Raw genomic sequence first — 24,423 nt, forward strand, 5'->3', positions numbered from 1 at the left:
ACGCTATTGTGTTACAGCCGTTGCCATCATGATATCAGGTCTGTGAAACAATAAATCAGACGAGATACCCGCTTGAAGCGCAGTTTGCATATCATTTTTCATGAGTGATCAGCTTATTTCGCAGAGTCATCACGATGACAAAAAACAGCGGTACAAAAATAACGGCCAGAATCGTAGCACTGATGATGCCGCCAAAAACCCCGGTGCCGATAGCATGCTGGGTTTCACTGGCGGGTCCGGAGGCAATGATTAACGGGACGACGCCCAATCCGAAAGCCATTGACGTCATGATAATCGGACGCAGACGCATTCTGGCCGCGGTGATTGCTGCTTCCCGCAGGCTCTTGCCCTCCTGGTATAACTGTCTGGCAAATTCAATAATCAGCACGGCGTTTCTGGCCGATAGCCCGATAACAGTAATCAACCCGACCTTGAAGAACACGTCATCAGGCAATCCGCGAATCATCACGGCAGCGACAGCGCCCGCGATCCCCAAAGGAATCACCATCAATACGGAGAGCGGAATGGCCCAGCTCTCATAGAGCGCAGCTAACACCAGGAAGATCACCAGGATGGAGAGCACCATCAGCATAGGTGCCTGTGCAGCAGACTGCTGTTCCTGCAACGACTGGCCGGTCCATTCAACCGCGAAACCCGGCGGCAACTGTTTTGCCAGCGCTTCCATCTCTTTCATGGCATCACCACTGGAAACACCCGGCGCAGCACTGCCTGAGAGCCTCATCGCGGGATAACCCTGATAGCGGACCTGCTGGAGAGGCGCGGATGACCATACCGGTGTAACGAAGGCTTTCATCGCGACCATCCGGTTTTCACTGCTTCGGACATACAAATTGAGGATGTCATCAATCTGCATACGATCTTTCGCCTCAGCCTGAATAATCACCTGCTGCATTCGACCTTTATTGGGGTAATCGTTGACGTAGAGCGAACCCATCGCAGCGGAGAGCGTGTCGCTGATGCTGGTGAACGAGACACCCATGGTATTGGCCTTTTCACGATCGATATTCAGCCGGACAGTCGTTCCCGGCGGCAAGCCGTCCGGATAAACCTGCGTGACTTTGCTGCTTTTAGCGGCAAGCTGCAGAAGCTTAGTCTGTGCAGCTTCCAGCGCTGCATAACCCTGATTCGCGCGATCCTCCAGCCTCAGCGTAAAGCCTGAAGAGTTTCCCAGCTCCTCGATAGCCGGGGGCATCATCGTCATGATGGTGCCTTCCGGTGAGTCGCGCATCGCCTGCCCGACAAATTCAACTTCCCCCCGGGTGGTGTTATCACCGCGTTCCTTGCCCTCTTTCAGGACGGTGAAAGCCAGTGCGGTGTTTGCCCCAGCGCCGGAAAAGCCAAAGCCAATGATGGATTGATTAGTTGCGATGGCGGGACGCGAACTTAGGGCATCTTCATATTTTTTCACCACAGCCAGTGTCCGCTGCTGCGTTGCCTCCGCTGGAAGCTGAAACGCCGTCATGAAGTAGCCCTGATCTTCTTCGGGGAGAAAAGCGGAAGATAGCTGACTGAATGCCAGTCCGGTTCCTGCGCACAGTGCAATAAACAACAGCATCATTCGGCCGGAGCGTTTCAGGGTAATGGCTGTCCAGCCGGAATAGCGGCTAGTCAGTCGATCAAAGCCGCGGTTGAACATGCCGAAAAAACCGCGCCGGGCATGATCGGAAGGCATTTTAAGCAGCGTGGCGCAGAGTGCGGGGGTCAGTGTCAGCGCCAGCAATGCGGAAAACAGAATTGCGGTCGCCATTGAGAGGGCAAACTGACGGTAGATAATGCCGACTGAACCGCTGGCGAATCCCATGGGGATAAAGACCGCCGTGAGCACCAGCGTAATGCCGATGATGGCACCCGTTATTTCGCGCATCGCTTTTGAGGTCGCCTCGCGGGGGTTGAGGTTCTCCTCACGCATGATGCGCTCAACGTTTTCAACCACGACAATCGCATCATCAACGATGAGGCCGATGGCGAGCACCAGTCCAAACATCGTGAGAACATTGACGGAGAAGCCAGCGAGCAGCATGACGGATAGCGTGCCCAATAAGGCAATCGGCGCGACAATGGCGGGTATGAAGGTATAGCGGATGTTCTGTAAAAACAGATACATCACCACGAATACCAGCACCATCGCTTCGAGAAGGGTGTGGATCACCTTCCCGATTGAGAGCTTTACGAAGGGTGCGGTATTGAAAGGGAGCGCGTAACGAATATCCTCCGGCATCGACAGACTCAGTTCTTTCATCCGGGTCGACACCGCCTCTGCGGTCTTTACCGCGTTGGCACCGGGCGCCAGCATAATCGCTGCACCCGTTGAGTTCTGACCATTTTCACGCATCAGCATGCTGTAACTCTGAGAACCGGTCTCCACTCTTGCCACGTCAGAGAGCTTGACGCTGGAGCCATCCTGATTCGCGCGCAGCACAATGCGGCCGAACTGCTCAGGCGTGGTTAGCTGACCCTCCACCGTTAAGGGAAGGGTGACCATCTGTCCAGGCAATGCAGGTTCGTCACCGACCCGTCCCGGGGCGATTTGTGCATTCTGCTGGGTGATGGCGGCAGAAATGTCGTTCATCGTCAGGTTGAGTGAAAGCAGTCTGGCGGGATCGATCCAGACACGTAGCGCGCTTTCCGCGCCGAACAGCTGAACCCGTCCTACGCCAGGCAGTCTGCGCAGTTCTTCAACCACATTTCTGGCCATGTAGTCACTTAACGCTTCACTGTCTGTTTTCCCGGCTTTGGAGGTCAGACTGACAATCATCAGGAAGCCGGTGTCAGCCGATTCAACCTGAAGCCCATTCTGCCGCACCGTCTGCGGCAGGCGGGATTCCACCGTCTTGATGCGGTTCTGTACATCAACCTGAGCCAGTTCGGCATCTGTGCCTGGTTTGAATGTGACCGTAATGGTCGCCTGACCCGAGGTGTCCGTGGATGATTCAAAATAGAGCAGATTCTTGACGCTGGAGAGTTCGCGCTCAATCAGGCTGACGACGGTGTCGTTCATCGTCTGCGGCGAAGCGCCTGCCCAGGTCGCGGTGATGCTGACATTCGGTGGTGCAACCGAGGGGTAACGGGCCACCGGCAGTTTGGGGATCGCAATGATCCCGAACAGAATGATGAACAAGGCGACAACCCAGGCGAAAACCGGGCGCCTGATGAAAAACTCAGCCATATTACTCTCCGGCCTTCATGGTCAGATTTGCAGGGGAGGCAGTTGAAATCACTGCCGCGACTTGGGTGCCGTTGCTGAGCTTATCCATGCCCTGGACAACAACACGGCTGCCGGCAGGTAATCCTTCGGCAATGCGATAGGCGCCATGGATTAATTCCCCGACGTGCACGTTGACCTGACGGGCCTGTTGCCTGTCGTCAACTACCCAAAGCGCAGCGTGACCCTCCTGAAGTGATACAGCCTGCTGGGGAACCAGCAGCGCATCGTCATAGTGCTGACGCAGGATCTCAACCCGAACAAACATGCCGGGCAGGAGTTCGCGGTCAGGATTACTCACTTCAATGCGCACCATAACGTCACCCGTTGCGGGATCGACGCTCATGCCGGAGAACAGGATCCTGCCTGGCTGGTGATAGACAGCGCCACCGGGTAACAAAATCTTTACCGGCACGCCTGTAGCGGCATTCTGCTGACTCACTGCCTGCTGGCGCAGCTGGTGGTAAACCTCAGCGGGCTGGTGGACGTCCACATAAATAGGGTCTGTCTGGTAGATGCGAGCCAGCGGGGTGCTATCACTGGCTGTCACATACGCCCCTTCGGAAATCAGAGCCTGATCAATACGTCCGGATATCGGTGCTTCAACGGTGGCAAAACTCAGATCAAGCGCTTTGCGCCTGAGCGCAGCGCTGGCCTGCGCGACATCTGCCGCCGTCTGGCGGGCATTCGCAATGGCTTCATCAAAGCTCTGACGGCTCACTGCGCCCGTTTTCATTAGTGGTCGCAGACGCGCAGCCTGCTGCTGGGCTTTGTCATTGCCGGCTTTGGCACGCAGTAAACCGGCCTGAGCACTGGCAACTTCCGCTTCAAAAGGCGCCGCGTTAATCTGGAAGAGTGGCATGCCTTTTTTAATGTCTGCGCCCTGTTCAAACAGGCGGCGCTGAATAATACCGCTGACCTGCGGCCGTATTTCTGCAGTGTGCAGCGCATTAACGCGACCTGGAAGCGTCTCGCTGACCGATAAAACCTGTGGCTGGATCACCTCAATGGCAACCTGAGGAGCAGGGGCTTCAGTTTCCATAATCGCTTTTTCATCGCAGCCCGTCAGCGCGGCAATCAGGGCAACCAAAAGTAAAGGCAGCGAAAAAAGTTTGCGGGATAACATGGATTTCTCGTCTCTAAAAGTGATAACCCATGTTATCGGACACGCGTTTATTCTCAGTTGAGGGTGTGTTGAGATTGTGTGTAGACGCTAAATTATTTAACGTTTAAAAGATGATTGCATTGCCGGGATGAAATTCAGTTTGCAATGCAATCACCTAAAAGGATCTCGCTTCAGAATAGCGTACGGCCTGAGGGCATAATATCGCACCACTGTTTTTTATAATGCCAGCCTGGGTTGTAAGCCCCCAGAGAAAAAATAAATTTCTTATCCGATGACGCCGCTAACGCTCTGGCGTGCTGAATGTTTTCCCAGAGTAAGACAGAACCCACCCCCATCGATTTAAACTGCGGGTCAATTCCGCCATTAACGTCCTCGAAATAAAACCATGATGGGCATTCAACTTTATAATTGAGGTCAAAAGCGCAGGGTGAGTCATTGATGAATAAGACTTTGCCGAAAATCATATCTCTGAACGTAGTGAACGTCTCAGTCAGGATGCTGGTGTCAGTACACGTAAGGGTGTTTTGCCACCGCAAATCGAACAGGTGCTGATAAATAGCCGACAATTCAGCAGGGGAAAAAGAGGAGACATCTTCGACTGTTCCACCCGCTTTTCTGAATCGCCGTACCTCTCCGGTACGCTTCTTAGCGGTTTTCATGGAAAAGTCGGACTTGATGTGAGCTATTTTTTTCTTAAACAGGTTGTGACGGATGCTGTTAAAAATTACGCCCTGAGAATGGGGCGATAACCGTTTGGTTTTAAAAGGGAGGATAATTTTCTCACCCGATTTAATCGGGAGGATTAAATCATCAAAAACAAAGGGAAGCTTTGATTTTTTATATTCCAGAGAGCCATTAATTGAAAATACCCCAGCAATGGGTTGTCCATGTCGCCTTTTTATATAGTACTGAATACAGACGCCTTCACGCTCAGAAAGATAGGCGAGAACACGGGGATGGGTGCATACGCTTCCCCCAAATACAGTGTAAAGCTGAGCATAAGCAGAAAGGGTGCACTCTTCCCAGCCGGTATTTTTAAGTTTTAAGTGTGTTGTAAACATGCCTGTCACCTGAAGTGCAACGCGAGAATGCGCCGGAGAGTCTGCCCGGAAATATTTTATAACGGCCAAGGGTGTAATTGATGAACATTAAACAAGGGATAAACAAGTGCAGGGATTTATATGATAAATCGTTTTTGTTTAGCTTCTACACATGTTCTACACACAGTCTGAACTGACTCTCCATAAATAACCTACCAACAAACTTCATTCTTTAAATTAATAATAAGTTCAGGAAAAAAATTTTAAAAAAATCTTGATCCCAAATGGCAAAAATTGTTCAAATCAGATCGTGAGTTCAATAGAGGGTGTAAATATTTAAAGGTGGCACTCTGATCATGGAATATAAACAGAATCTAAATGAACAAGTTTAATGAAATATCTTCAGTCTTGTTGAGCCTGACGATAGTTATTACCTTTATACTGGTCTGGTTCTCAGGCTGAGAAGTGTTTAAGTCGTCAGTTTAGGATTTGGCGTCAAACCTTAATTTATCTTTAAGACCACCATAAATATGGTAACCACAATAATTTTTCCTGTTCGGGAAGCGTTCTGTTAATGCTTTCCTTTGATCAACCAGATTAAATGGCACTATCATGAAAAAAATCCTTATTACCGGTTCTACAGGTTTTTTAGGCGGGGCTGTCGTCGCAAATTTATTACAGAACAGCGTTAAGGATCGACTGCTGCTGCTGGTCAGAGGCGAGACCGTTGATGAAGGGTTGAAGAGGCTTACAGCCAACCTGAAGAATTTTGGCTTAAAGGAGTCAGTAATCAATTCGATAGCACCTGAAAATATTATCCTGGGTGACCTGGCATTTACGGATGATTTTATTCATGACTCACGACTTAATGACGTTACCCATGTCATTAACTGCGCCGCCGTCGCCTCATTTGGTAATAATCCTGCCATCTGGAAAGTGAACGTTGAAGGCACGTTCCGGTTTGCCGAACGAATGAGCCGGGTTGAAGGCTTGAAAAAATTTATCCACGTTGGAACCGCTATGTCCTGTGCGCCGGAACCTGGCTCACTGGTGACTGAGGGCGGACTCAACTCCAGTCGGGATCAGCATATCGTTGAATACACATGGAGTAAGGCTTCGATTGAAAAGCTGATGACAGAGAAATTGCCAGGCCTGCCACTGGTGATTGCCCGTCCGTCGATTGTGGTGGGTCATTCCGATCAGGGATGCCTACCTTCAGCCAGCATTTTCTGGGTATTCAGGATGGCACTGGCGTTGGGTAAATTCACCTGCGAACTTGACGATCGTATTGATGTGGTTCCGGTTGATTACTGCGCGGATGCACTGGTTCTGCTGCTCGACGCAGATAACGTCATTAATGAAGTCATTCACATTTCTGCCGGAACACACAGCAGTGTTACGTTTGCAGAAATTGATGAGGCGATGGCCAGAGCGTCAGGAAACAAGGCGCTGGGTGTGGATTATCAGAAGGTGTCCTATAAACAGCTGTCAGATAGCAGAAGAACGTTTAAGGATCTGTTTGGCCCCTGCAATGAACGCATCATGCTGCGCGCGATGAACCTGTATGGGCACTTCTCAAACCTGAATGTGGTGTTTGATAACACCAAACTGCTGCAGCTTGGCATGAATAAGCCTTCCAGATTCACCGAGTATCTGGATCGCTGTGTGCTGACAACACGTGATTCAACAATTGCCGAATTGATGCAGGTCGATTTTAAGTAGTTGGGAACGAAGTAAGGGAAGAGGGTTGTTTTTCCTGAAAAAAGCGCTTCCGGCTGGAAGCGCTTCGGTTAATTAAAACGTCATGGTCAGACCCGCATAATAAGCACGGCCTGGTTCGTTATAGGTCGATGCCCCATCTGCTTCCCGGTAGAGTTGCTTATCCAGCAGGTTATTGATGCCGGCGTTGGCCCGCAGATTTTTGGTAATGTCATAATTGAAATTAACCCCGAATACCGAGTAAGCCCCGACTTCCCGAGTCGACATTGAGCCATTTTCTGTGCGGGATTCCGCATACTGCCTTGGTTTCTGGCGGCCATACATTGTCCAGTTCAGGTTGGTAGAGAAATCCTGCGTCACCTGCCAGTCCAGCATGGCGTTGATGGTGTATTCCGGAATAATCGACAGCGGATTGCCGGTCTTTTTATCCTTTGACTGGATCATGTAAGTGGCATTAGTCCGCCACTCAAGTTCGTCACGGACCAACGGTATCGTAACGTTACCTTCCAGACCTTCAACCACCGCTTTGCCGCCGTTGCTCCACTTCAGAATGTTGTTGCCATTAGAGGCGTAACCCAGCACATCGGTCCCGGCGACGATCTTGTTCTTATAATCATTGCGGAACCAGGTAAGACCCGCCACATATCCACTCTGACTGAACTCAATACCCAGCTCTTTATTGACGCTGACTTCAGGATCAAGATTTTGATTGCCCAGCAGATAGCAACTGCCACGTGTAATGTTGACCGGACAACCATTACCTCGTGTAGCCAGTAAATAGCCTTCGCTGGACTGATAGAGGTTAGGGGCTTTAAATGCACGGGCGATACCGGCTTTCAGGGTAAAACTTTCTCCCAGCGCCTGAGAAATATTCAGCGACGGACTCCAGTTAGCCCCAAAGGTATCGTGATAATCAAAGCGCAGACCCGGGATCACCTCAGTACTGTCGGTCGCGGCGATATTATCTTCGAAATAGAGCGAACTCAGCGTCGCACTGTTTTTACTGTTGCGGCTGCCCGCATCACCACTGATACCGTCAATCGAAACGCCTGGCGCACTGGTGCCATTCATGGAGTTGGGATCGTTCAGCTCATCACGGTTCCACTCGGCGCCCAGCGTAACGGTCTGTTCACGCAGCAGTTCCAGCGGGAAGCTGACTTCACCTCCTGCCCGGTAACTTTCAAAGCGGCTGGTCGAAAACGTACTGCTGTTGATTCGGCCTTCGCCCGCGCCCGCGGTGCCTTCGTTCAGACGGGTGTTATTGGTCTTCTCATAGTTAAAAGTCAGTTTTGACTGTCCCCAGTCCCAGATGCCATTGTGCGAGAGGCCCCAGGTCTGACGGTAAAGACGATTAGTTTCCGAGCCGTCGAGAGATTCGATAAGCTTATTACCGGCTCCGTTACTGTACTGGGTATCCCCGGCGTAAATATTGCCCTGACGACTGTAGCCATAGCTGAAATCCAGCACCTGCAATGGCGTAATCTTCCAGGACAACACGCTATTGATGTCTTTATTGCGAACGCCTTCACGACCGGCCGCGCCGGAGCCGTTATGCGACTGATTGATATCGAAAGCATCGCTGTCGGTTTTATTGATGTTGCCATAAAGCCGCATAGTCAGTGCATCACCCGCCAGCGGGCCACTCAGGTTAAAGTTGGCGCGTCGGGTTGCCCCTTCTTTATCATCTTCCGGCTGGTTGGTGTAGAGCGACAGCGATCCGCTCCAGTCATTTGTCGGACGTTTGGTAATGATGTTAACCACACCCCCAGCAGCGCCTGAACCGTAACGGGCTGCCGCTGGTCCACGAATAACTTCAATCCGTTCAACCATTTCCGGCGGTACCCAGTTGGAGTCGCCACGGGAATCACGCTCGCCGCGCCAGCTGTAACGCACCGAATTGCGAGAGGTTGTTGGCACACCGTCGATCAGAATCAACGTGTTTTCCGGTCCCATACCGCGAATATCGATTTGACGATTGTTACCGCGCACACCATTGGCGCTGTTACCGGTAAGATTGACGCCCGGCATTTTACGGATGATGTCGGAGAGGTCGTTGACCGGCGGATTCTTTTCAATGTCCTGTGAGGTAATCACTGAAACACCGGGCTGCTGTTTTAATTCCTGCTCCGCGGTGACCAGCATTGTTTCATCATCAGCCAGCCTTTCTGTCTCCTCCTGAGTAGCGCCGTTAGCAGAAGTACTTAACAAACCTGCCAGCAGCAGAGCGGCAGGGCGCTTATGGACACGCATGGTTACATTCACTTAGAAAATCTCCCTGAATTATTAAGGTCTGTAAACAAATGCGTATGATAATGATAATAGTTATCATTGTATATCTCGTTAAGGCATTTTTTACATCCCCTGACAGTGGGCTTTTTATTCATCAGTCTGATCACGCAGATGAGCAAAACAGCGCATAAAAATGCTTCTTTGTCATGACCCGAAAAGTTTCTCAGAATGGCTCAGAATACGTCATTGTGACTCCAGACTTATTAGGTCTGGAGTCATAACTTAACGATGGGTAGAATGGCGGCTTTTAAACGGGCAACAGGTAATAATGTGATAACAGATTCGACAATAACCGCAGCGCGTTCAGCACATGTTGGCCGTCATGTCCTTATCTGGCTGGAGCAGGTTAAAGCGGCTTCGCTGAGCGAACTGGATAATTTTGGCGATGAAGGCACGGTAGAGCAGGTGATGAAGGTCTGGGTAAAACTGTCACTGTTGATCAGCCGGCGGCGTCCTGAGATCGCCATTTCGTCTCTGCTGAAACATGTTCTGCCCAACATCGGATCGCAGCCGCTCAAAACGCTGAACCGTTTGCGCCTTAACCGGCTTTACAACATCCTGATTGCCGACGGTAAAAAGGAGGAGGCGCGTCGGGTGTTCGCGCTGACCAAACAATTTCTCGCCTGGGCCGAGATGCAGGGCTATCTCGATCATTCGCCTATTGCCTCGATGAAAAAACGGGATGTCGCAGGCCGCGCTACGCCACCGCGCAATCGGCAACTCACCGATGCGGAAATCTGGGTTTTCTGGCACGGTCTGGATAACTGGGCATTATCGGAACAGGCACGCTGGGCGCTGCGCTTATGTCTGGTCAGCGCCCGACGGCCGGATGAGATTGTGCAGGCGCAGAAAGGGGAATTCGATCTGCAGTTAGGATTGTGGATGCAGGGCACCCGTAATAAATCACAGCGCGAGCATGTGTTGCCGATTTCACCGCTGATGCGGCTGTGCATCGAAGCGTTACTTAATGCTGCCGATCCGGATTCGCCCTGGCTGGTGCCCGCACCACGCGATCCCCAACAGCCGCTGTCAAAAGGTGCGCTGAATCAGGCGCTGCGCCGGATGATCCGCGCTCCGCGTGGGCTGGGACTGGAGCCGTTTACCCCACGCGATTTGCGCCGAACCGCCCGATCAAAACTTTCAGCCCTCGACACGCCTAATGATGTCGCCCGCAAAATCATGAACCATGCGCTGGAGGGGATTGATCGGGTCTATGACACCCATGACTATCTGAGCCAGATGCGTAGCGCAATGAATACCTTTTCAGATGCGGTTAAGCAGATTATTGAATGCGAAAGTTATCATCTGCTGCGACATCGCTATGATGGCGAGACCCTCACTTTGAGCAATCTCTCCATCATGGCGATGTCACGCTAAGGCTGCGGTTTTCACGATCAGAAGTGGTAGCGCAGCCAGGCAAAATAGACGTTACCGTTATTATGCGTACCCGGTATGTAGGTCATCTGGAAATCGAGATCGCCATAGCCGATTGAGGCCAGCGGCAGCAACGCAGGCACCGGTATATAGTCCCAGTTATGCCGGGCGGTAACGCCTGCCGTGTAACCTGCACCCCAGTGAAAATTCTGGTCAGCCAGCGGACGCCATGTGGCTACCCAGCCATAACCTCCAAAGGGCTCCCATTTATTGAAGGAGTCTTTGAACGCCATTAAATAGATGCCGTTCCAGTTGCCTTTTTCATCGTAGCGGGAAATCCCCCCGCCTGCGCCCCAGGGCCTTTCATTATATTTATTGATGTGTTCCCGATCGTACGTGGCACGGTTGTGCCACGTAATCGCAGGCAGATAAAAGTCGATTCCCTCTGGCTGCTGCCATGTTGTGGCAACCTTATCACTGAAGCTTTCCCAGCCTGCGCTGACATTCTGAACCAGTGTGGCGGCGTGAGCTGTAAAAGCAGTGAGAACGGTGGTTGTCATCATCAGCGCTTTAAGAGTTGAAGTTTTGCGCATGTGCGAATACCTGTTAAGTCTGGTGTTAAATAAGGAAATAAAAGCTTTAAGACGAGTATTGTCGCACAAAGAGTGGCAACTTAAGGTCAATGAGCGGTTGATGCAGGATTTTATAATTAATAAAAGCGATGTGGCATTTCTGCTGCTCAGATCGTTCGTTTATCCATCGGCTATTTTAAGACTCTCTCCTTAATAGCAGGCTTTGAAAAAGCTTAACGTGCAGACGATATCCTGAAAAAACTCGCATTATTTGTTAACAAAATCTTGCAATGATAATCGCAATGCGTATATTTCTCATTTGCTTTGAAAGTTCATCACACCCGCGCACAGGCGCTCACGGAAAGGGTTTCTGGTTCCTCAAACCCAAAGCAGGGCAGCGATGCCCGCAGGATGCAAGGTCGTGACAGTGGCAGCATAAAAACATAAAGATAATTGAGGAATTAATGAACGCTTTCGATCTTCAGGACCCCAGGGCTACAGGGGCGTCTGCGCTGCAACGCCCATTCCGATTCTCCTTACTGGCCGCCATCATCGCTTCGTCGCTGACGCATAACGCCGCCAGTGCCGCAGAAACGTCCACACCCGCTGCCAGCGATGGTCAGACGCTAACGGTCAGCGCGTCAGCCGACAATGCCGTGACAACGTCACCGCAAACGGATTACAGCGTTCCGGTTACCCGTGCTGGCACCAAAATGCTAGGCACCGTACGTGATGTGCCGCAGTCCGTCAGCATCGTCAGTACTCAGCGTATGGCCGATCAGCAGCTCCAGTCACTGAATGATGTGCTGTCCAACACCACCGGCATTCATGGTATCAGTGGCGATATGGACCGCACTAACTACTATGCGCGTGGTTTTTTGATCGACAACTACATGGTTGATGGCATTCCTACCGCCTTTGCGGAGCGCTGGAATCTGGGCGATGCTCAGACCGATATGGCGCTGTATGAGCGCGTTGAAGTGGTACGCGGGGCGACCGGGCTGTTGACCGGGCCGGGCAATCCGTCTGCTGCCATCAACATGGTGCGCAAGCACGCGGACAGCAAAGCGTTCGGTGGCACCGTTTCCGCCAGTTACGGCAGCTGGAACAAACAGCGCTACGTGGCCGATCTTTCCACGCCACTCAGTGAGTCCGGCAATATTCGTGGCCGCATGGTCGCCGGCTGGCAGGACAACAACAGTTTCATTGAGCGCTACGGTGCTAAAAAACAGTTTTTCTATGGCGTGATTGATGCCGATCTCACCGATTCTGCCACGCTGTCGGTGGGTTATGAGTTCAGCCAGGTCAATACAGACTCGACGATGTGGGGCGGCGCACCGCGCTGGTACACCGACGGCACGCAGATACATACCCGACGCGGCTATAACACGGCGCCAGACTGGGCCTACAACGATAAAGAGAACCGTAAAGTCTTTGTGAACCTGAAGCAGGACTTCGACAACGGCTGGAACCTGACGTTAAACGGCACGCACACCGATATGCGTCTGGACAGTAAGCAGATCTATCTTGATGGCTATTTTGATCGCAGCACGGGTGCGGGCGTCTCTTCCTATGCCAATTATCCTGTGGTGGGCGGAACCGGTTATAACACCGGGAAGCGCAAAGTAGATGCCGTCGATGCCTTTGCCAGCGGCCCGTATGAACTGCTGGGCCGTCAGCACGAGCTGATGGTGGGCGTCAATTATACCCGCCAGGATAACAAGTACTTCAGCACCTTTGAGAATATTTCCTCTGAGTCGCTGGGCAACTTCAACGATTTCAATGGCCAGTACCCGGAATCTGACTGGACGCCACGTCTGCCCGCCAGTGATACCCAGCTGGTTCGCCAGAAGTCGACGTACATGGCAACCCGACTGTCGCTTGCCGATCCGCTGCACCTGATCCTCGGCGCACGCTACACCAACTGGAATCGTGAAACGCCAGGCGGGGAAACGGAAGAAAATAACATCACCCCGTATGGCGGGCTGATTTATGACTTTGCTGAAAACTGGTCTGCTTATGCCAGCTATACCTCGGTGTTCCAGCCTCAGGATTATCGTGATGCCAGTGGCGCTTATCTGTCGCCGGTTATTGGGAAAAACTACGAAGCCGGGCTGAAATCTGACTGGATGGACAGTCGCCTGACTGCCTCTGTTTCTGTATTCCGCACTGAACTGGATAACGCTGGCGAGGCGACCACCCAGACCATTCAGGGTTCAGGCGATGTGGCCTACATTGGCCGTAAAGGCGTAGTGAGTCGTGGCGTCGAGTTTGAGGTCAATGGCGCATTGACCGACAACTGGCAGATGACCTTTGGCGGCACGCGCTACATAGCGGAAAACCGGGACGGCAGTACCTTTAATCCACAGTTACCGCAGACCAGTTTTAACCTGTTCAGCAGCTATCGCCTGCCGACCCTGCAGCAGCTTACGCTGGGCGGCGGCGTGAACTGGCAGACACATATCTGGAACGACGTCGGTGGACCGGAAAGCAACGGCACATGGCGCGCCCGACAGGGCAGCTATGCACTGGTTGATCTGTTTGCCCGCTATCAGGTGAACAAAAATCTGTCGCTGCAGGGCAACCTTAATAACCTGTTCGACAAAGAGTATGACACCAACGTCGCCAGCTCCGTTGTCTACGGCCAGCCACGCAACTTCGCGGTAACCGCCAGCTATACCTTCTGATTTATCTGCGGGTAAGCCTGTGAAAAACGCTTCGGTTGAGGCGTTTTTTTTATCCAGCCAGCTATCTCTCGCCTCTGTTGGCACAATTTTTCCAGAAAAGATTTCAGAGCACAGGCAGGATTATCGTCCGACAGAAAACTGCAATGTTGCCTGTGCATTTCGATGATTCTTATCAGTAACCCTTTATCCATTCTCATATTGGTGAAGCTTCTGCCAGATTTTTACATCAGCTTAAGGCGCATTAAGTACTCGGGAACCAGCAGGTTTCTGCGTTTCCGGCTTGTCAACGCTCAGCCGTTTTGAGAAGATGGTTTCCATAATGGAAACAGTCAGGGGCCAATGGAATGCATGTTATTTCATGCGTGCCGTTTGACGAGGCGGCCAGAAAACATCCCAATGCAGCGGCAGCACTGGATCTGCTTTACCGTCACCTCAGACAGGGCGATTTCAGTGGTCCTGACGATCTCAGGGCGCTTTATGCAAGCCTTGATCGTATGAAGTATCGCGCTAAATGGTGGGTCATTGACGTCAGTGGCAACCATTTGCGCGTGATATTCTTCGCGGATTTTGAGCGCAGCAAAATCTTCATCAAACATATCTGCACGCACGCTGAGTACGACAAGCTTGTTAAGAAATATCGGGAGGTAACCGAATGAATACTGAAGCTATCAGGCTGTCAAACCAGCTGGCAGAAGCGGTGCCGCTGCTGGCCGGCAGCAACCAGCGACATGATTATCAAGAAGCACTGGAACTGGTCGAATACCTTATTGAACATGAGCCGGATAATCCGCTGGTAGATTTGCTTTGTGCCCGCATTGCTCATTATGAAGATAATGATCCTGCGATGGCCGACTTCAATAGCCGCCAGCGTGAAATCAGCACCGGACCTGGCGTTCTGAGGGTATTGATCGAGCAGCACAACCTCAGCCTGAGTGACTTCGAAAATGAAATTGGCAAAAAGTCTCTGGTCAGCCGAATCCTCAGCGGCGATCGTCAGTTGACCGTGTCACACATACGGGCGTTGTGCGCGCGATTTGGCCTGTCACCATCGTTGTTTTTTTGATTTAAGACGACGCCAAACGCCGATCGAACGCCAAAAGTCATTATGACTTATCACTCCGATTGATAAAAAACGCCTCAGCCGAGGCGTTTTTCATCACAACGCAGGCCCGTGCTTCACGTAAAACGCAGGGCCAGATTAAATCCTTCACCTGACTCCACGACAATCGCCTCAGGGTGCTCCTGAAACGCAATATCACCTGCCTGCAATGCGATTCTGACCTGCGCGAGATCGCCGGTCTCAAAGCCCAGCGCGACCATGCGGGCGCTACCATCATAGTCTTCGGGCAGCGGACCAAAGCGACGTTGCGCATACTCTGCTGATGCAAACCGAACTGTGGCGGCACCGGCGCGCAGGACAAAGGCGCCTTCAGGGCAGGCAAGCACGTTTGCGGCACCAAAGAGACGACTATAGACCTGAGCCGAGTGCGCCGGGTCCTGCGCCACAATGACAAATTCACTGATGTTCCGCACGCCATTGGGATGGCGTTGCCAGGCAGGCTGCCATACCGCTTCAGGCGTCAGATGCTGGCAAAAAAAGCTGCGGCCATTGGGTATCAGCGAAGGGCGCAGCCGCACGGTACGAAAGCGCGCTTCAGTTACCGTACCGTCGGGCAGATCGACCGGGCGATGAAAAGAGGCGGGTGGATCACCATCCAGATCCTGACGTTCCAGATGCTGAAACTCACGGTCGGCGTCACTGCTTTTCCATACCAGGCCACTCAATCCTAATGGCGACTGCCAGAGATCGGCGCGCTGGCTGCCTTTACCGGATTCATAACCAAGTAGTTCAAGATAATTTTCGCCAAAGATGGCCAGATGATTGCTCGAACCCAGCGAATGATGACCGCGTTCTGTGAGCTGAAAGCCAAGCCGCCGGAAGCGCGCACTGGCGCTGTCGAGCTGGTCGGCAACGTTAATCACCGCGTGATCCAGAATCGGTTGCGGAACCGGAACAGACATCGCTGCACTCCTTTTCCTGGTCATTGCGCCGCCACAATCTGCAACGCGCGCGGGACCAGCTGCGTGAAGTATTCTACTGCCGGGCCGATCAGTGCTTCATCCGGATCGAAGGCGGCGTGATGCAGGCCAAATTCGCTGGCGCTGCCGATACTGACAAAAGCGCCCGGCACCTGTTGCAGATAGAAGGCAAAATCTTCTCCGCCCATCTGCGGTGACTCAGCATGCTCCGCGAGATAACCGCTCTGCTGTGCGATTTCCAGTGCCAAATCCACCCAGCCTGGGGTGTTAATCAGGGCAGGTGGCCCCTCGGTCCACGCCAGCTCCGCGGTCGCGCCAAATCCGGCGGCGATGCCCTGAATCAGCGAGCGGATGCGGTGTGGGATCTGCGCCCGGATCTCACCATTGTGGGTGCGCACGGTGCCTTCCAGCTCAACGCTTTGCGGCAACACGTTCCAGGTATTTCCGGCGGTAAAGCGCGTCACGCTCAGCACCACCGTCTCCAGCGAGCTGAAAACCCGGCTCGGCAGCGTCTGTAAAGCGGTCACAATATGGCTGGCAATCACAATCGAATCGATGCCCTCCTGCGGTCGTGCCGCATGCGCGCCTTTACCTTCAACGCGGATCACAAAGCGATCGACGTTGGCATAAAACGCGCCCGCCCGACTACGCAGTGTACCGAGCGGCAGGTCGGGCGCATTGTGCAGGCCAAATATTGCCTGTACGCCTTCCAGCGCACCGGCATCAATCAGCTGACGTGCGCCATCAAACGTCTCTTCGGCGGGCTGAAACAGAATCCGTACACGGCCTGGCAGCGAGGCTTCCTGCTGTTTAAGCTGCAGGGCAACGCCCAGCATCACCGCGCTGTGAAGGTCGTGACCGCAGGCGTGCATGACGCCCGGCGCCTGAGATCGCCACGGGCGATCGGTGATTTCATCAATCGGCAACGCATCAATATCCGCGCGCAGGGCAATCAGTGATTCACCGTGACCAATTTCTACCACCACGCCAGTTTTCAGTTCCAGCGGCAACAGCCGGATACCCGCCTGTTCAAGCCAGCCGGCAATACGCTCAGTTGTGGCAAATTCATGGTTTGAAAGTTCCGGATGCTGATGCAGTTCGCGACGCCACTGCACCAGTTGTTCAGTTAAAGGCAATGTCATGTTTATCCCTGTTTTTCCGGCAGAAAAGGCTCGCCCAGCGTCAGCATCAGGCGATTGGCCCAGGCAAAGAAGGCGGTGGACTGAATCAGGTCGAGCAGGTCGAGCGTATCCAGGCCCTGCTCACGCAGTGCAGCGATCTGCGACCGGGCAGGTTGCGCAGGGGTCAGCGACAGCGCTGCCGAAAAGGCAATGATCGCCTGCCAGCGGGCAGTGTGTCCGTGGGATAACACTGCGCCGGGCGCAACATTCAGCAGCTTCTGTACTGCGTCATCCTGCTTCGAAAGCTGGCTGGCTTTACGCGCATGAACCGAGGCGCAATAAATACAGCCGTTGACCTTACTGACCACCGTGGCGGCCAGCTCACGCTCGGCGCGCGGCAGCCCGCCAGCGGTATAGAAAATGCCTTTGTCGGTCAGGGTACGCTGCTCCAGCAGCGGCAGGTTACGCCCCAGCAGACGGAAATAGTCGGAATCGGTGTGACCGAATTTTGCCAGCGTCGCCTGCTCCTCCTCACTGAATTCAGCCAGCGGTCTGGCGGGCAGCCACGGTTCCCAGCCGAGTTCCAGCTGCGTAAACGCGGTCAGCGCCGTTTTGCCGCTGGCGGTCTGCAGTGCCTCATGCCAGTGACCGGCGACGACCGGTGCAGCTTCAACCGCTGCTTCATGGCCCTGCAGGCTGCGCAGGCCTGTGATTAAACGGCTCTGAAAACTGACGAACGCCACCAGTTGCGCCAGCGTGACAATGCCACGCGGACTCCAGCCCGCCTGCTTCAGCGCCTCCAGATCGGCAGGTGTGGCGGCAACCGGCTCGAAGGTGAGGCGATGCGCGAAATTCAGCGCGGCACTAATCCGATCACTATCGGGCACGGGCTGCTGCGGCTGATAGTGCGCCTGCAGACCAGGCTGTCCATGCCAGTCTGCGACCTTTGCCGCCAGAAGGCGCCGCTCGGTTAACGGAAAATCGTCATCGCCCTGGCTGAACAGCACCTCGTAGCTGCCCTGGGCATGGCGCGTCGCGGCGTGGCGTGTCTGGCGCGCGTGGGCCAGTCCGGAATCGGGGTCGATATCGGCCAGTGTGGCAATCAAATCGTCAGGTTGACTCATGAAATTCTCCTGTCTGGTTCGCCAGCAGCACGAAGTGCGGGCGCAATATGTCCGGCAATCAGCTCAATCGAGCGCAGCGTATCGGCATGCGAAGGCTCTGCTGAATGCACCTGGAATGAGATGTCGGTGACGCGAGGCAGCACGCTGTCCTGCACCAGCGAGCGCGCGACCTGATCGATGCCGCCAACATGGGCATCAAACTGTGCCAGCAGGTCATCAAAGCTTTCCCCGCGTATTTCGCCACGGTACTGAGCAGCCTGCTTGCGAATGCCCGGTTCAGCGATCTGACGCGCGTAGTGGTCTGAATCCGCGACAAATGCAGTGCGGGAGGCAAGAATACGCGGCTCAATTCCCGCCGGAAGTGCCGCGAGATAGGCATCAATCAGCGGATTCTGCAGCGCATCGAGCGGAAGTCCGGCCTGGCCTGCTGGCCGTGGCTGGGTGCGCGACAGCATCAGACCGTGTCCGCCCTGGCCGGCACGGATTGCGCCCTCAACCGAAAAGGTGGCGATCCACACGCGTCCGGCGAGCTGCGGCGCGGCAGGATAAAGATGATTATCAGGATGACCCAGCGAATCACCGCGCCAGGCACTAAGCAGCGTATGCAGATTTTCTGCAAATGCCGCGCCGCGTTCGCCAGACGTCAGCCCAAAGGGTAAAAACGAGTCCGGCGTGCCGCCCGAACCCAGCCCGATCTCCAGCCGTCCGTCCGACAGCAAATCCAGTACTGCGGCATCTTCTGCGACCCGTAGTGCATTTTCCATCGGTAGCGTGATGATGGCAGTGCCGAGCCGTATGGTGCGGGTATGGGCGGCGGCGTGCGCCAGAAAAACCAGTGGCGAAGGCAGTCCGCCCTCATCCTCATGAAAGTGATGTTGAGCAATCCATGCCGTATCAAAGCCACAGTGCTCGGCATGCTGAATCTGCTCAGTGGCCAACTGATAGCGCTGTTTAGCCGGGACGTTATCCAGCAGTCGGGTAAAAAATCCGAGACGTCGGCTCATGCTGACTCCTTATGCGTTAACGGAATGAGCGGAGGAATCGCACCGATCAGTTCGCGCGTGTAGGGATGCTGAGGTGCGCTGAATATCGTGACAACGTCACCTTGCTCTACCGCTTCGCCCGCTTTTAATACGGTGATGCTGTCGGCAATCTGTCGCACAGTCGCCAGATCGTGCGTAATAAAGAGATAAGTCAGCCCCAGTTCGGCCTGAAGCTGCTGCAACAGGTTGAGGATTTGTGCCTGCACCGTGACATCCAGCGCCGACGTCGCCTCGTCCAGCACCAGGATTTCAGGCTCACAGATCAGCGCTCGCGCCAGGGCGACACGCTGCCGCTGACCGCCCGAAAGTTCATGCGGCTGACGTGACAGCAGAGAGAGCGGCAGTGCCACCCGCGAGGTGATCGCTTCCACCCGTTCGCGGCGCTGGCTGCGGTTCAGCCGGTCAAAGTTACGCAGAGGTTCTTCGATAATCGCATAGACCGTCTGACGGGGATCGAGCGAGGAAAACGGGTTCTGATAGACAACCTGGATCTTACGGCGCAGTTGACGCATTGCCTCGCCGCGCAATCCATTGACTACAATGCCGTTCAGCGTCACTGCGCCTCTATCGACGGTTTCAAAGCCCAGAATGATACGTGCCAGCGTCGTTTTTCCGGATCCGGATTCGCCGACCAGCGCATGCGTGGTGCCACGTGCCACCTGAAAACTGACGTTATTCAGCGCCTGTAACCGCTGCTGTTTACCCAGCGAAAAGCTTTTCATCACGCCGGTTGCCCGAATTGCCGGAGCAGAAAAACGGGCGGCCGCAGGTTTTACGCGGGCCGGTCGCTCTGGCGCAGCATCGTTCAGTAACTGACGGGTGTAGGGATGTGATGGCGCGCTGATGACCTGGGCGGTGCGTCCCGCTTCCTGAATTTCACCGTGGCGAAAAACAATGATGCGGTCTGCACGCTGTGCTGCCAGCGCCAGGTCATGGGTGACAAACAGCACGGCGGTATTAGACTCCTGCCGCAGGTTATCCAGCAGATCGAGAATGCGCTTCTGCACCGTGACATCCAGTGCGCTGGTCGGCTCATCCGCAATAATGATCTCCGGCTGCAGGGCGAGGGCGATAGCGATCAAAACACGCTGCTTCATGCCGCCTGAGAGCTGATGTGGTAACTGCCTGACCCGCTGTTCCGGGTGGCTGAGACCGACGCGGGTCAGCAGATCAATGACCCTTTGCTTGCGCTGTGCTGCCGGTAATCGCAGATGCAGGCGCAGGATCTCCTCCACCTGTTCGCCGACAGTTTTAACCGGATTCAGTGAGTTGCCGGGATCCTGCGGCACCAGGCTGATGCGCGCACCGCGCAGCGAGTCGACGCGCTTCTGTGACCACTGGCTGATATCAACGCCGTTGAGCCGGATTTCGCCCGCTTCGCGGCGGCCATTTTCTGCCATCAGGCCCATAATGGCTTGTGCCGTGGTGGTTTTGCCGGAACCGGATTCGCCGACCAGTGCCACCATCTCACCGGCGTGCAGTTCGAAGCTGACGTTATTCACCACCGGCTGCCACTGGTTGCCGCGGCGATAGCTTAACGTCAGGTTGTTGACGGCGAGTAACGGCTGAGCGCTCATCGGCGTCCTCCTGAAAGTTGCTGACTGATGCGGTTCGCAGCGAGCACGACAGCCACTACCACCACACCAGGAAATGTGGTCAGCCACCAGGCGGTAGCCAGATAATTACGGCCTTCAGCGATTAACAGACCCCATTCCGGAATCGGCGGCGGCGTGCCGTAGCCGAGAAAACTCAGGGTCGACAGCGCCAGAATAGCCTGACCAAACTGCAGGGCGGCATAGGCGATCACCGGCGTCAGTGCATTGGGCAGAATGTGACGCCACAGCACGCTGAAAAAGCGGCCGCCACTGCCATATGCCGCCTCGATATATTCACTGTGGCGAATGCGCACCACTTCGGCCCGCGCCAGCCGGGCAAAGCTGGCAATGGAGGCGATGCCCACTGCGAGCGCGGCATTCAGGGTGCCGAAGCCGAGCAGAATCAGCACGCTCAGGGAGAGCAGCAGCGAGGGGATCGCCAGTAATACATCCACAGCGCGCATCACTATCGATTCAGTTTTTCCGCCCGTGGCTCCCGCCAGGACGCCTAGCGCGGTTCCGGCCAGCAGACCGATTGCCACTGATATGACGGCGGCAGAGAGGGAATGTGACGCGCCGTAAACAATGCGGGAAAAGAGATCGCGGCCCAGTTGATCGGTGCCGAGCCAGTGTCCGGCCTGCGGCGCCAGTCGCTGTGCGCCCGCGATGCCTTCCAGCGGGTTAGCCTGGGTAAAAAGGGCCGGAAAAAGGGCCGCCAGCACGGCCAGCACCATCACGAATAGGGCCAGCCACAGGCCCGGCGCGAAGCGGTAACGCTTAGACGAGACGGATTGCCGGGCGGCCGCGTAATCAACCAGACTCATGTTGCACCTCTTAAGAGCTGTAAGCGCGGGTCAAACAGCGGCATCAGCAGATCCACCAGCAGGTTGATCACCACAAAACCCAGCGCGGAGATCATCACTACCGCCTGCAACACCGCCACATCCTGATTGTTCACCGCCTGCTGCGTCAGCTGACCCAGCCCCCCCAGGCCAAAGACCGTTTCGGTAATCAGCGCGCCGGCAATCAGTTCCCCCAGCAGCAGTCCCGCTACGGTAAGCACCGGCAGCATCGCGTTACGCAGGATATGCCGCCAGAGGACATAGTGCTCGCTGGCACCTTTGGCCCGCGCCACTGCCACGAAAGGTCGGGTGGAAACCTCATCAATGCTGCGCAGCAGAATCTGTGCCAGCGGCGCTGAGATCGGAACGGCGACGGTGATAATGGGCAGAATCAGTCCCTGCCACGGCGAGGGATTGATGACCGGGATCCAGCGCAGCTGGAATGAGAAGAGCTGAATCAGGGCGATGCCGAGCCAGAAGGTCGGCACGGAGATAAACAGCGCGGGCAGGGACTGCAGCAGATTCCGCAGGAAGCGCAGGGCGGGCAGTCTGGAGAGGGTCGCCAGCACAAAAGCCAGCAGCGTTGCCAGCAGAAATCCGCACAGCGCCAGTCGCAGCGTGCCGGGCAGGTTGCTGATCAGCAGTTCACTGACCGGTACGCCCGCCTGCACCGAATAGCCGAAGTCACCATGCAGCATCGCCGCCAGCGTATGCAGATATTGCTGCCACAGCGGGCTGTCTGCGCCATAGGCCTGACGCATCTCAGCAATCTGCTGTGGACTCAGGCCGAGATCCGGATTCTGAAACTTTATCAGCACCGCATCACCCGGCAGCACCTGCAACAGCACAAATGACAGGGTAAAGGCAGCCCAGAGTACCAGCAGTCCCAGACCGGCGCGTTGCAGCAGATAGTGGCGCATCCTCACCTCCGGTTACTGTTTTTCCAGCCAGGCACCATAGAGTGCCGGACGGCCTACCGCCTCAAAACTGACCCCTTTCAGCCAGGGCGCGCCCGCATAAACCTGCGGCTCTTCAAAGATCGGAATCACATAGGCCTGGTCCAGCAGATAGCGCTGAACATCACCGGTCAGCTGCAGTCGTTTTGCCGGATCAACTTCGGAGGAGACGTCCACCAGCAGCTGATTGAGTTTGTCATCACGGAAGTTTTTTACTTTGTCGCTGGAGCCGCCTTTCTGCAGCAGGTTGTCGCGGTTAGCCGGGTAGAAGCTGCTTTTAATCACGTCGGGATCGGCGCGGCCAACTTCCGTGACATTCAGCGGCGTTTTCAGAGGATCCAGGTTATCCAGCGTTTTGCTGCCTGCATCACCGGCTTTCACAGTGAGGGCAACCCCCGCCTGTCGCCACTGCTGCGCGACCAGTTGCAGCACCTCTTTGTTCTGCGGCTGCGGCAGGGATTCATAGACGGTCAGAGCCAGTCGCTGGCCCGCTTTTTCACGGATGCCATCTGCGCCCGGTTTCCAGCCCGCCTGGTCGAGCAATGCCTTCGCTTTCGCCAGATCAAACGTCAGTTTGTCCGCCAGATTGACGTAGCCGGCAGCGGTGGTCGCGACGACCGAGGTTGCCTGCGGATAGTTGGGAGAGAAGAGCGTTTCAACCACCTGCTTCGCATTGGTGGCGTGCAGCAGCGCCTGACGCACCCGGATATCACTCACCAGCGGATTATCAGGACGGAAGCTCAGGCTGTCGTTGACGCCACGGGTCGGCGCGGCATAAACCGGGAAGTTCTGATCTTTCGCCTGCTTCTCATCATAAGCCTGCACCTGACGGATGAGGCCCGCCTGGCCCGCCAGCAGCGCACCGATGCGCACGCTGTCTTCCGGCGTCACAATAACTTTAATTCCGTCGAGGTTAGCCGGACCCTGCTGCCTGATGTTTTTCGGGCCCCACTGGTACGCTTTGCGCGCCACCAGATCCACTTCGCGACCGAGCTTCTCATCACTGACCACAAATGGTCCGGAACCAATGATATGCCGGGCATCACCCAGCTGATCGAAACTGCGTGCCAGGGTACTCAGCGACACCAGGCCGGAGCCAATGGTGGCGGTGCCCTGCAAAAATCCAGGCGAGGGTTTTTTGAAATAAAACTTCACCGTCAGCGGATCAATCACTTCACTGTGGTCGTAGTTATTAATCACTTCTGAAACCGGCAGGCGCAGCGCTTTATTTCCCAGCCCGTAGGTATCAAAGTTTTTCGCCACCGCGTTGGCATCTAATGGTGTGCCGTCGGAAAAAGTCACACCCGGACGTAATTTAAAGGTGTATTCCGTTTTATCGGCATTGGTGGTCCAGCTTTCCGCAATCCAGGGTTCAACCTGTAAAGTTTCAGGATTCTGCCAGGTTAATTTATCGGTGATCTGATTGAGAATGCCGCCATTAGGGTAAAAGCCCCCGGCTGGCGGATAAAGGTTTGTATGTGCCTGCTGTTCAAGATAAATCAGCGTGCCGCCTTTAACCGGCGCGGCCACTGCATTAAAGGTGAGAATCCCAGTAAGTAAGGTAAAAACCAGCGTCTGTGCGCGTGGTTTAAGGGGAAATAACGTCGTCATGGTGAATTCCTTTGTTATCAATTGCCTCAGCAGGCGGAATCATCATCGAATGACGCAACAC

18 protein-coding genes are annotated in these 24,423 nt (G+C 54.6%); 5 read left to right on the top strand and 13 right to left on the bottom strand.

Annotation, left to right across the window (positions count from 1 at the left end; genetic code table 11):
* Positions 1-91 precede the first annotated feature (91 nt).
* The 3 genes from K6R05_RS20595 to K6R05_RS20605 all read right to left on the bottom strand — a co-directional run bounded on the left by K6R05_RS20595 (position 92) and on the right by K6R05_RS20605 (position 5,410).
* On the bottom strand, positions 92-3,187 hold the full coding sequence (locus K6R05_RS20595; protein ID WP_222925795.1) for a multidrug efflux RND transporter permease subunit: 3,096 nt from the start codon (positions 3,185-3,187) through the stop codon (positions 92-94).
* Between the two features lies 1 nt (position 3,188).
* Positions 3,189-4,349, bottom strand: coding sequence for an efflux RND transporter periplasmic adaptor subunit (locus K6R05_RS20600; RefSeq protein WP_161736972.1), 1,161 nt, complete (start codon positions 4,347-4,349; stop codon positions 3,189-3,191).
* Between the two features lie 170 nt (positions 4,350-4,519).
* Positions 4,520-5,410, bottom strand: a complete 891-nt coding sequence (locus K6R05_RS20605; protein WP_161736973.1) for a GNAT family protein — start codon at positions 5,408-5,410, stop codon at positions 4,520-4,522.
* Between the two features lie 591 nt (positions 5,411-6,001).
* Between K6R05_RS20605 and K6R05_RS20610 the strand changes: the two genes are divergently transcribed.
* On the top strand, positions 6,002-7,111 hold the full coding sequence (locus K6R05_RS20610) for an SDR family oxidoreductase (RefSeq protein ID WP_222925722.1): 1,110 nt from the start codon (positions 6,002-6,004) through the stop codon (positions 7,109-7,111).
* A gap of 72 nt (positions 7,112-7,183) precedes the next feature.
* Here the strand turns inward: K6R05_RS20610 and K6R05_RS20615 are convergent, their stop codons facing one another.
* Positions 7,184-9,358, bottom strand: coding sequence for a TonB-dependent siderophore receptor (locus K6R05_RS20615; protein WP_202605063.1), 2,175 nt, complete (start codon positions 9,356-9,358; stop codon positions 7,184-7,186).
* 276 nt (positions 9,359-9,634) lie between these two features.
* Here K6R05_RS20615 and K6R05_RS20620 point away from each other — a divergent pair, with 276 nt between their 5' ends.
* Entirely contained in the window at positions 9,635-10,774 is a 1,140-nt protein-coding gene (locus K6R05_RS20620) for a tyrosine-type recombinase/integrase (RefSeq protein ID WP_262390937.1), read from the top strand.
* Positions 10,775-10,791: 17 nt separating this feature from the next.
* Here K6R05_RS20620 and pagP read toward each other — a convergent pair whose 3' ends face one another.
* Entirely contained in the window at positions 10,792-11,364 is a 573-nt protein-coding gene (gene pagP, locus K6R05_RS20625) for a lipid IV(A) palmitoyltransferase PagP (RefSeq protein ID WP_222925724.1), read from the bottom strand.
* Positions 11,365-11,807: 443 nt separating this feature from the next.
* Here pagP and fhuE point away from each other — a divergent pair, with 443 nt between their 5' ends.
* From fhuE to K6R05_RS20640, 3 genes are all read left to right on the top strand, one after another.
* Complete coding sequence (gene fhuE / locus K6R05_RS20630; protein ID WP_222925725.1) at positions 11,808-14,030, top strand: ferric-rhodotorulic acid/ferric-coprogen receptor FhuE; 2,223 nt, start codon at positions 11,808-11,810, stop codon at positions 14,028-14,030.
* A 344-nt stretch (positions 14,031-14,374) separates the two neighbouring features.
* Positions 14,375-14,686, top strand: coding sequence for a type II toxin-antitoxin system HigB family toxin (locus K6R05_RS20635; RefSeq protein ID WP_161736330.1), 312 nt, complete (start codon positions 14,375-14,377; stop codon positions 14,684-14,686).
* Positions 14,683-15,093 carry a helix-turn-helix domain-containing protein gene (locus K6R05_RS20640; protein WP_161736331.1) on the top strand — a complete coding sequence of 137 codons (411 nt, stop codon included), beginning with the start codon at positions 14,683-14,685 and terminating at the stop codon, positions 15,091-15,093. Before K6R05_RS20635 ends, K6R05_RS20640 begins: the two co-directional genes overlap by 4 nt.
* Before the next feature lie 113 nt (positions 15,094-15,206).
* Here K6R05_RS20640 and K6R05_RS20645 read toward each other — a convergent pair whose 3' ends face one another.
* Genes K6R05_RS20645 through K6R05_RS20680 form a run of 8 tightly spaced genes read right to left on the bottom strand, consistent with a single transcriptional unit; the run spans position 15,207 to position 24,362 of the window.
* On the bottom strand, positions 15,207-16,052 hold the full coding sequence (locus K6R05_RS20645; protein WP_161736332.1) for a VOC family protein: 846 nt from the start codon (positions 16,050-16,052) through the stop codon (positions 15,207-15,209).
* A gap of 20 nt (positions 16,053-16,072) precedes the next feature.
* Positions 16,073-17,212, bottom strand: coding sequence for an amidohydrolase (locus tag K6R05_RS20650; RefSeq protein WP_222925726.1), 1,140 nt, complete (start codon positions 17,210-17,212; stop codon positions 16,073-16,075).
* A gap of 2 nt (positions 17,213-17,214) precedes the next feature.
* Positions 17,215-18,315 (bottom strand): alkylhydroperoxidase domain protein, encoded by a 1,101-nt coding sequence (locus K6R05_RS20655; protein ID WP_222925727.1) that lies wholly within the window; start codon positions 18,313-18,315, stop codon positions 17,215-17,217.
* Positions 18,312-19,319: a putative FMN-dependent luciferase-like monooxygenase gene (locus K6R05_RS20660; RefSeq protein WP_222925728.1), complete on the bottom strand. Its 1,008-nt coding sequence runs from the start codon at positions 19,317-19,319 to the stop codon at positions 18,312-18,314. Before K6R05_RS20660 ends, K6R05_RS20655 begins: the two co-directional genes overlap by 4 nt.
* Positions 19,316-20,935 carry a dipeptide ABC transporter ATP-binding protein gene (locus K6R05_RS20665; RefSeq protein ID WP_161736335.1) on the bottom strand — a complete coding sequence of 540 codons (1,620 nt, stop codon included), beginning with the start codon at positions 20,933-20,935 and terminating at the stop codon, positions 19,316-19,318. The genes K6R05_RS20660 and K6R05_RS20665 overlap by 4 nt, the downstream gene beginning before the upstream one ends.
* Positions 20,932-21,777: an ABC transporter permease gene (locus tag K6R05_RS20670; RefSeq protein WP_222925729.1), complete on the bottom strand. Its 846-nt coding sequence runs from the start codon at positions 21,775-21,777 to the stop codon at positions 20,932-20,934. The genes K6R05_RS20665 and K6R05_RS20670 overlap by 4 nt, the downstream gene beginning before the upstream one ends.
* The gene (locus tag K6R05_RS20675; RefSeq protein ID WP_161736337.1) at positions 21,774-22,715 is read right to left on the bottom strand and encodes an ABC transporter permease; all 942 of its coding nucleotides are present in this window, start codon (positions 22,713-22,715) and stop codon (positions 21,774-21,776) included. The genes K6R05_RS20670 and K6R05_RS20675 overlap by 4 nt, the downstream gene beginning before the upstream one ends.
* A 12-nt stretch (positions 22,716-22,727) precedes the next feature.
* Entirely contained in the window at positions 22,728-24,362 is a 1,635-nt protein-coding gene (locus tag K6R05_RS20680) for a TIGR04028 family ABC transporter substrate-binding protein (RefSeq protein WP_222925730.1), read from the bottom strand.
* Positions 24,363-24,423: the final 61 nt, after the last annotated feature.

It is taken from the genome of Pantoea alfalfae, from assembly GCF_019880205.1.
GTDB lineage: Bacteria > Pseudomonadota > Gammaproteobacteria > Enterobacterales > Enterobacteriaceae > Pantoea > Pantoea alfalfae.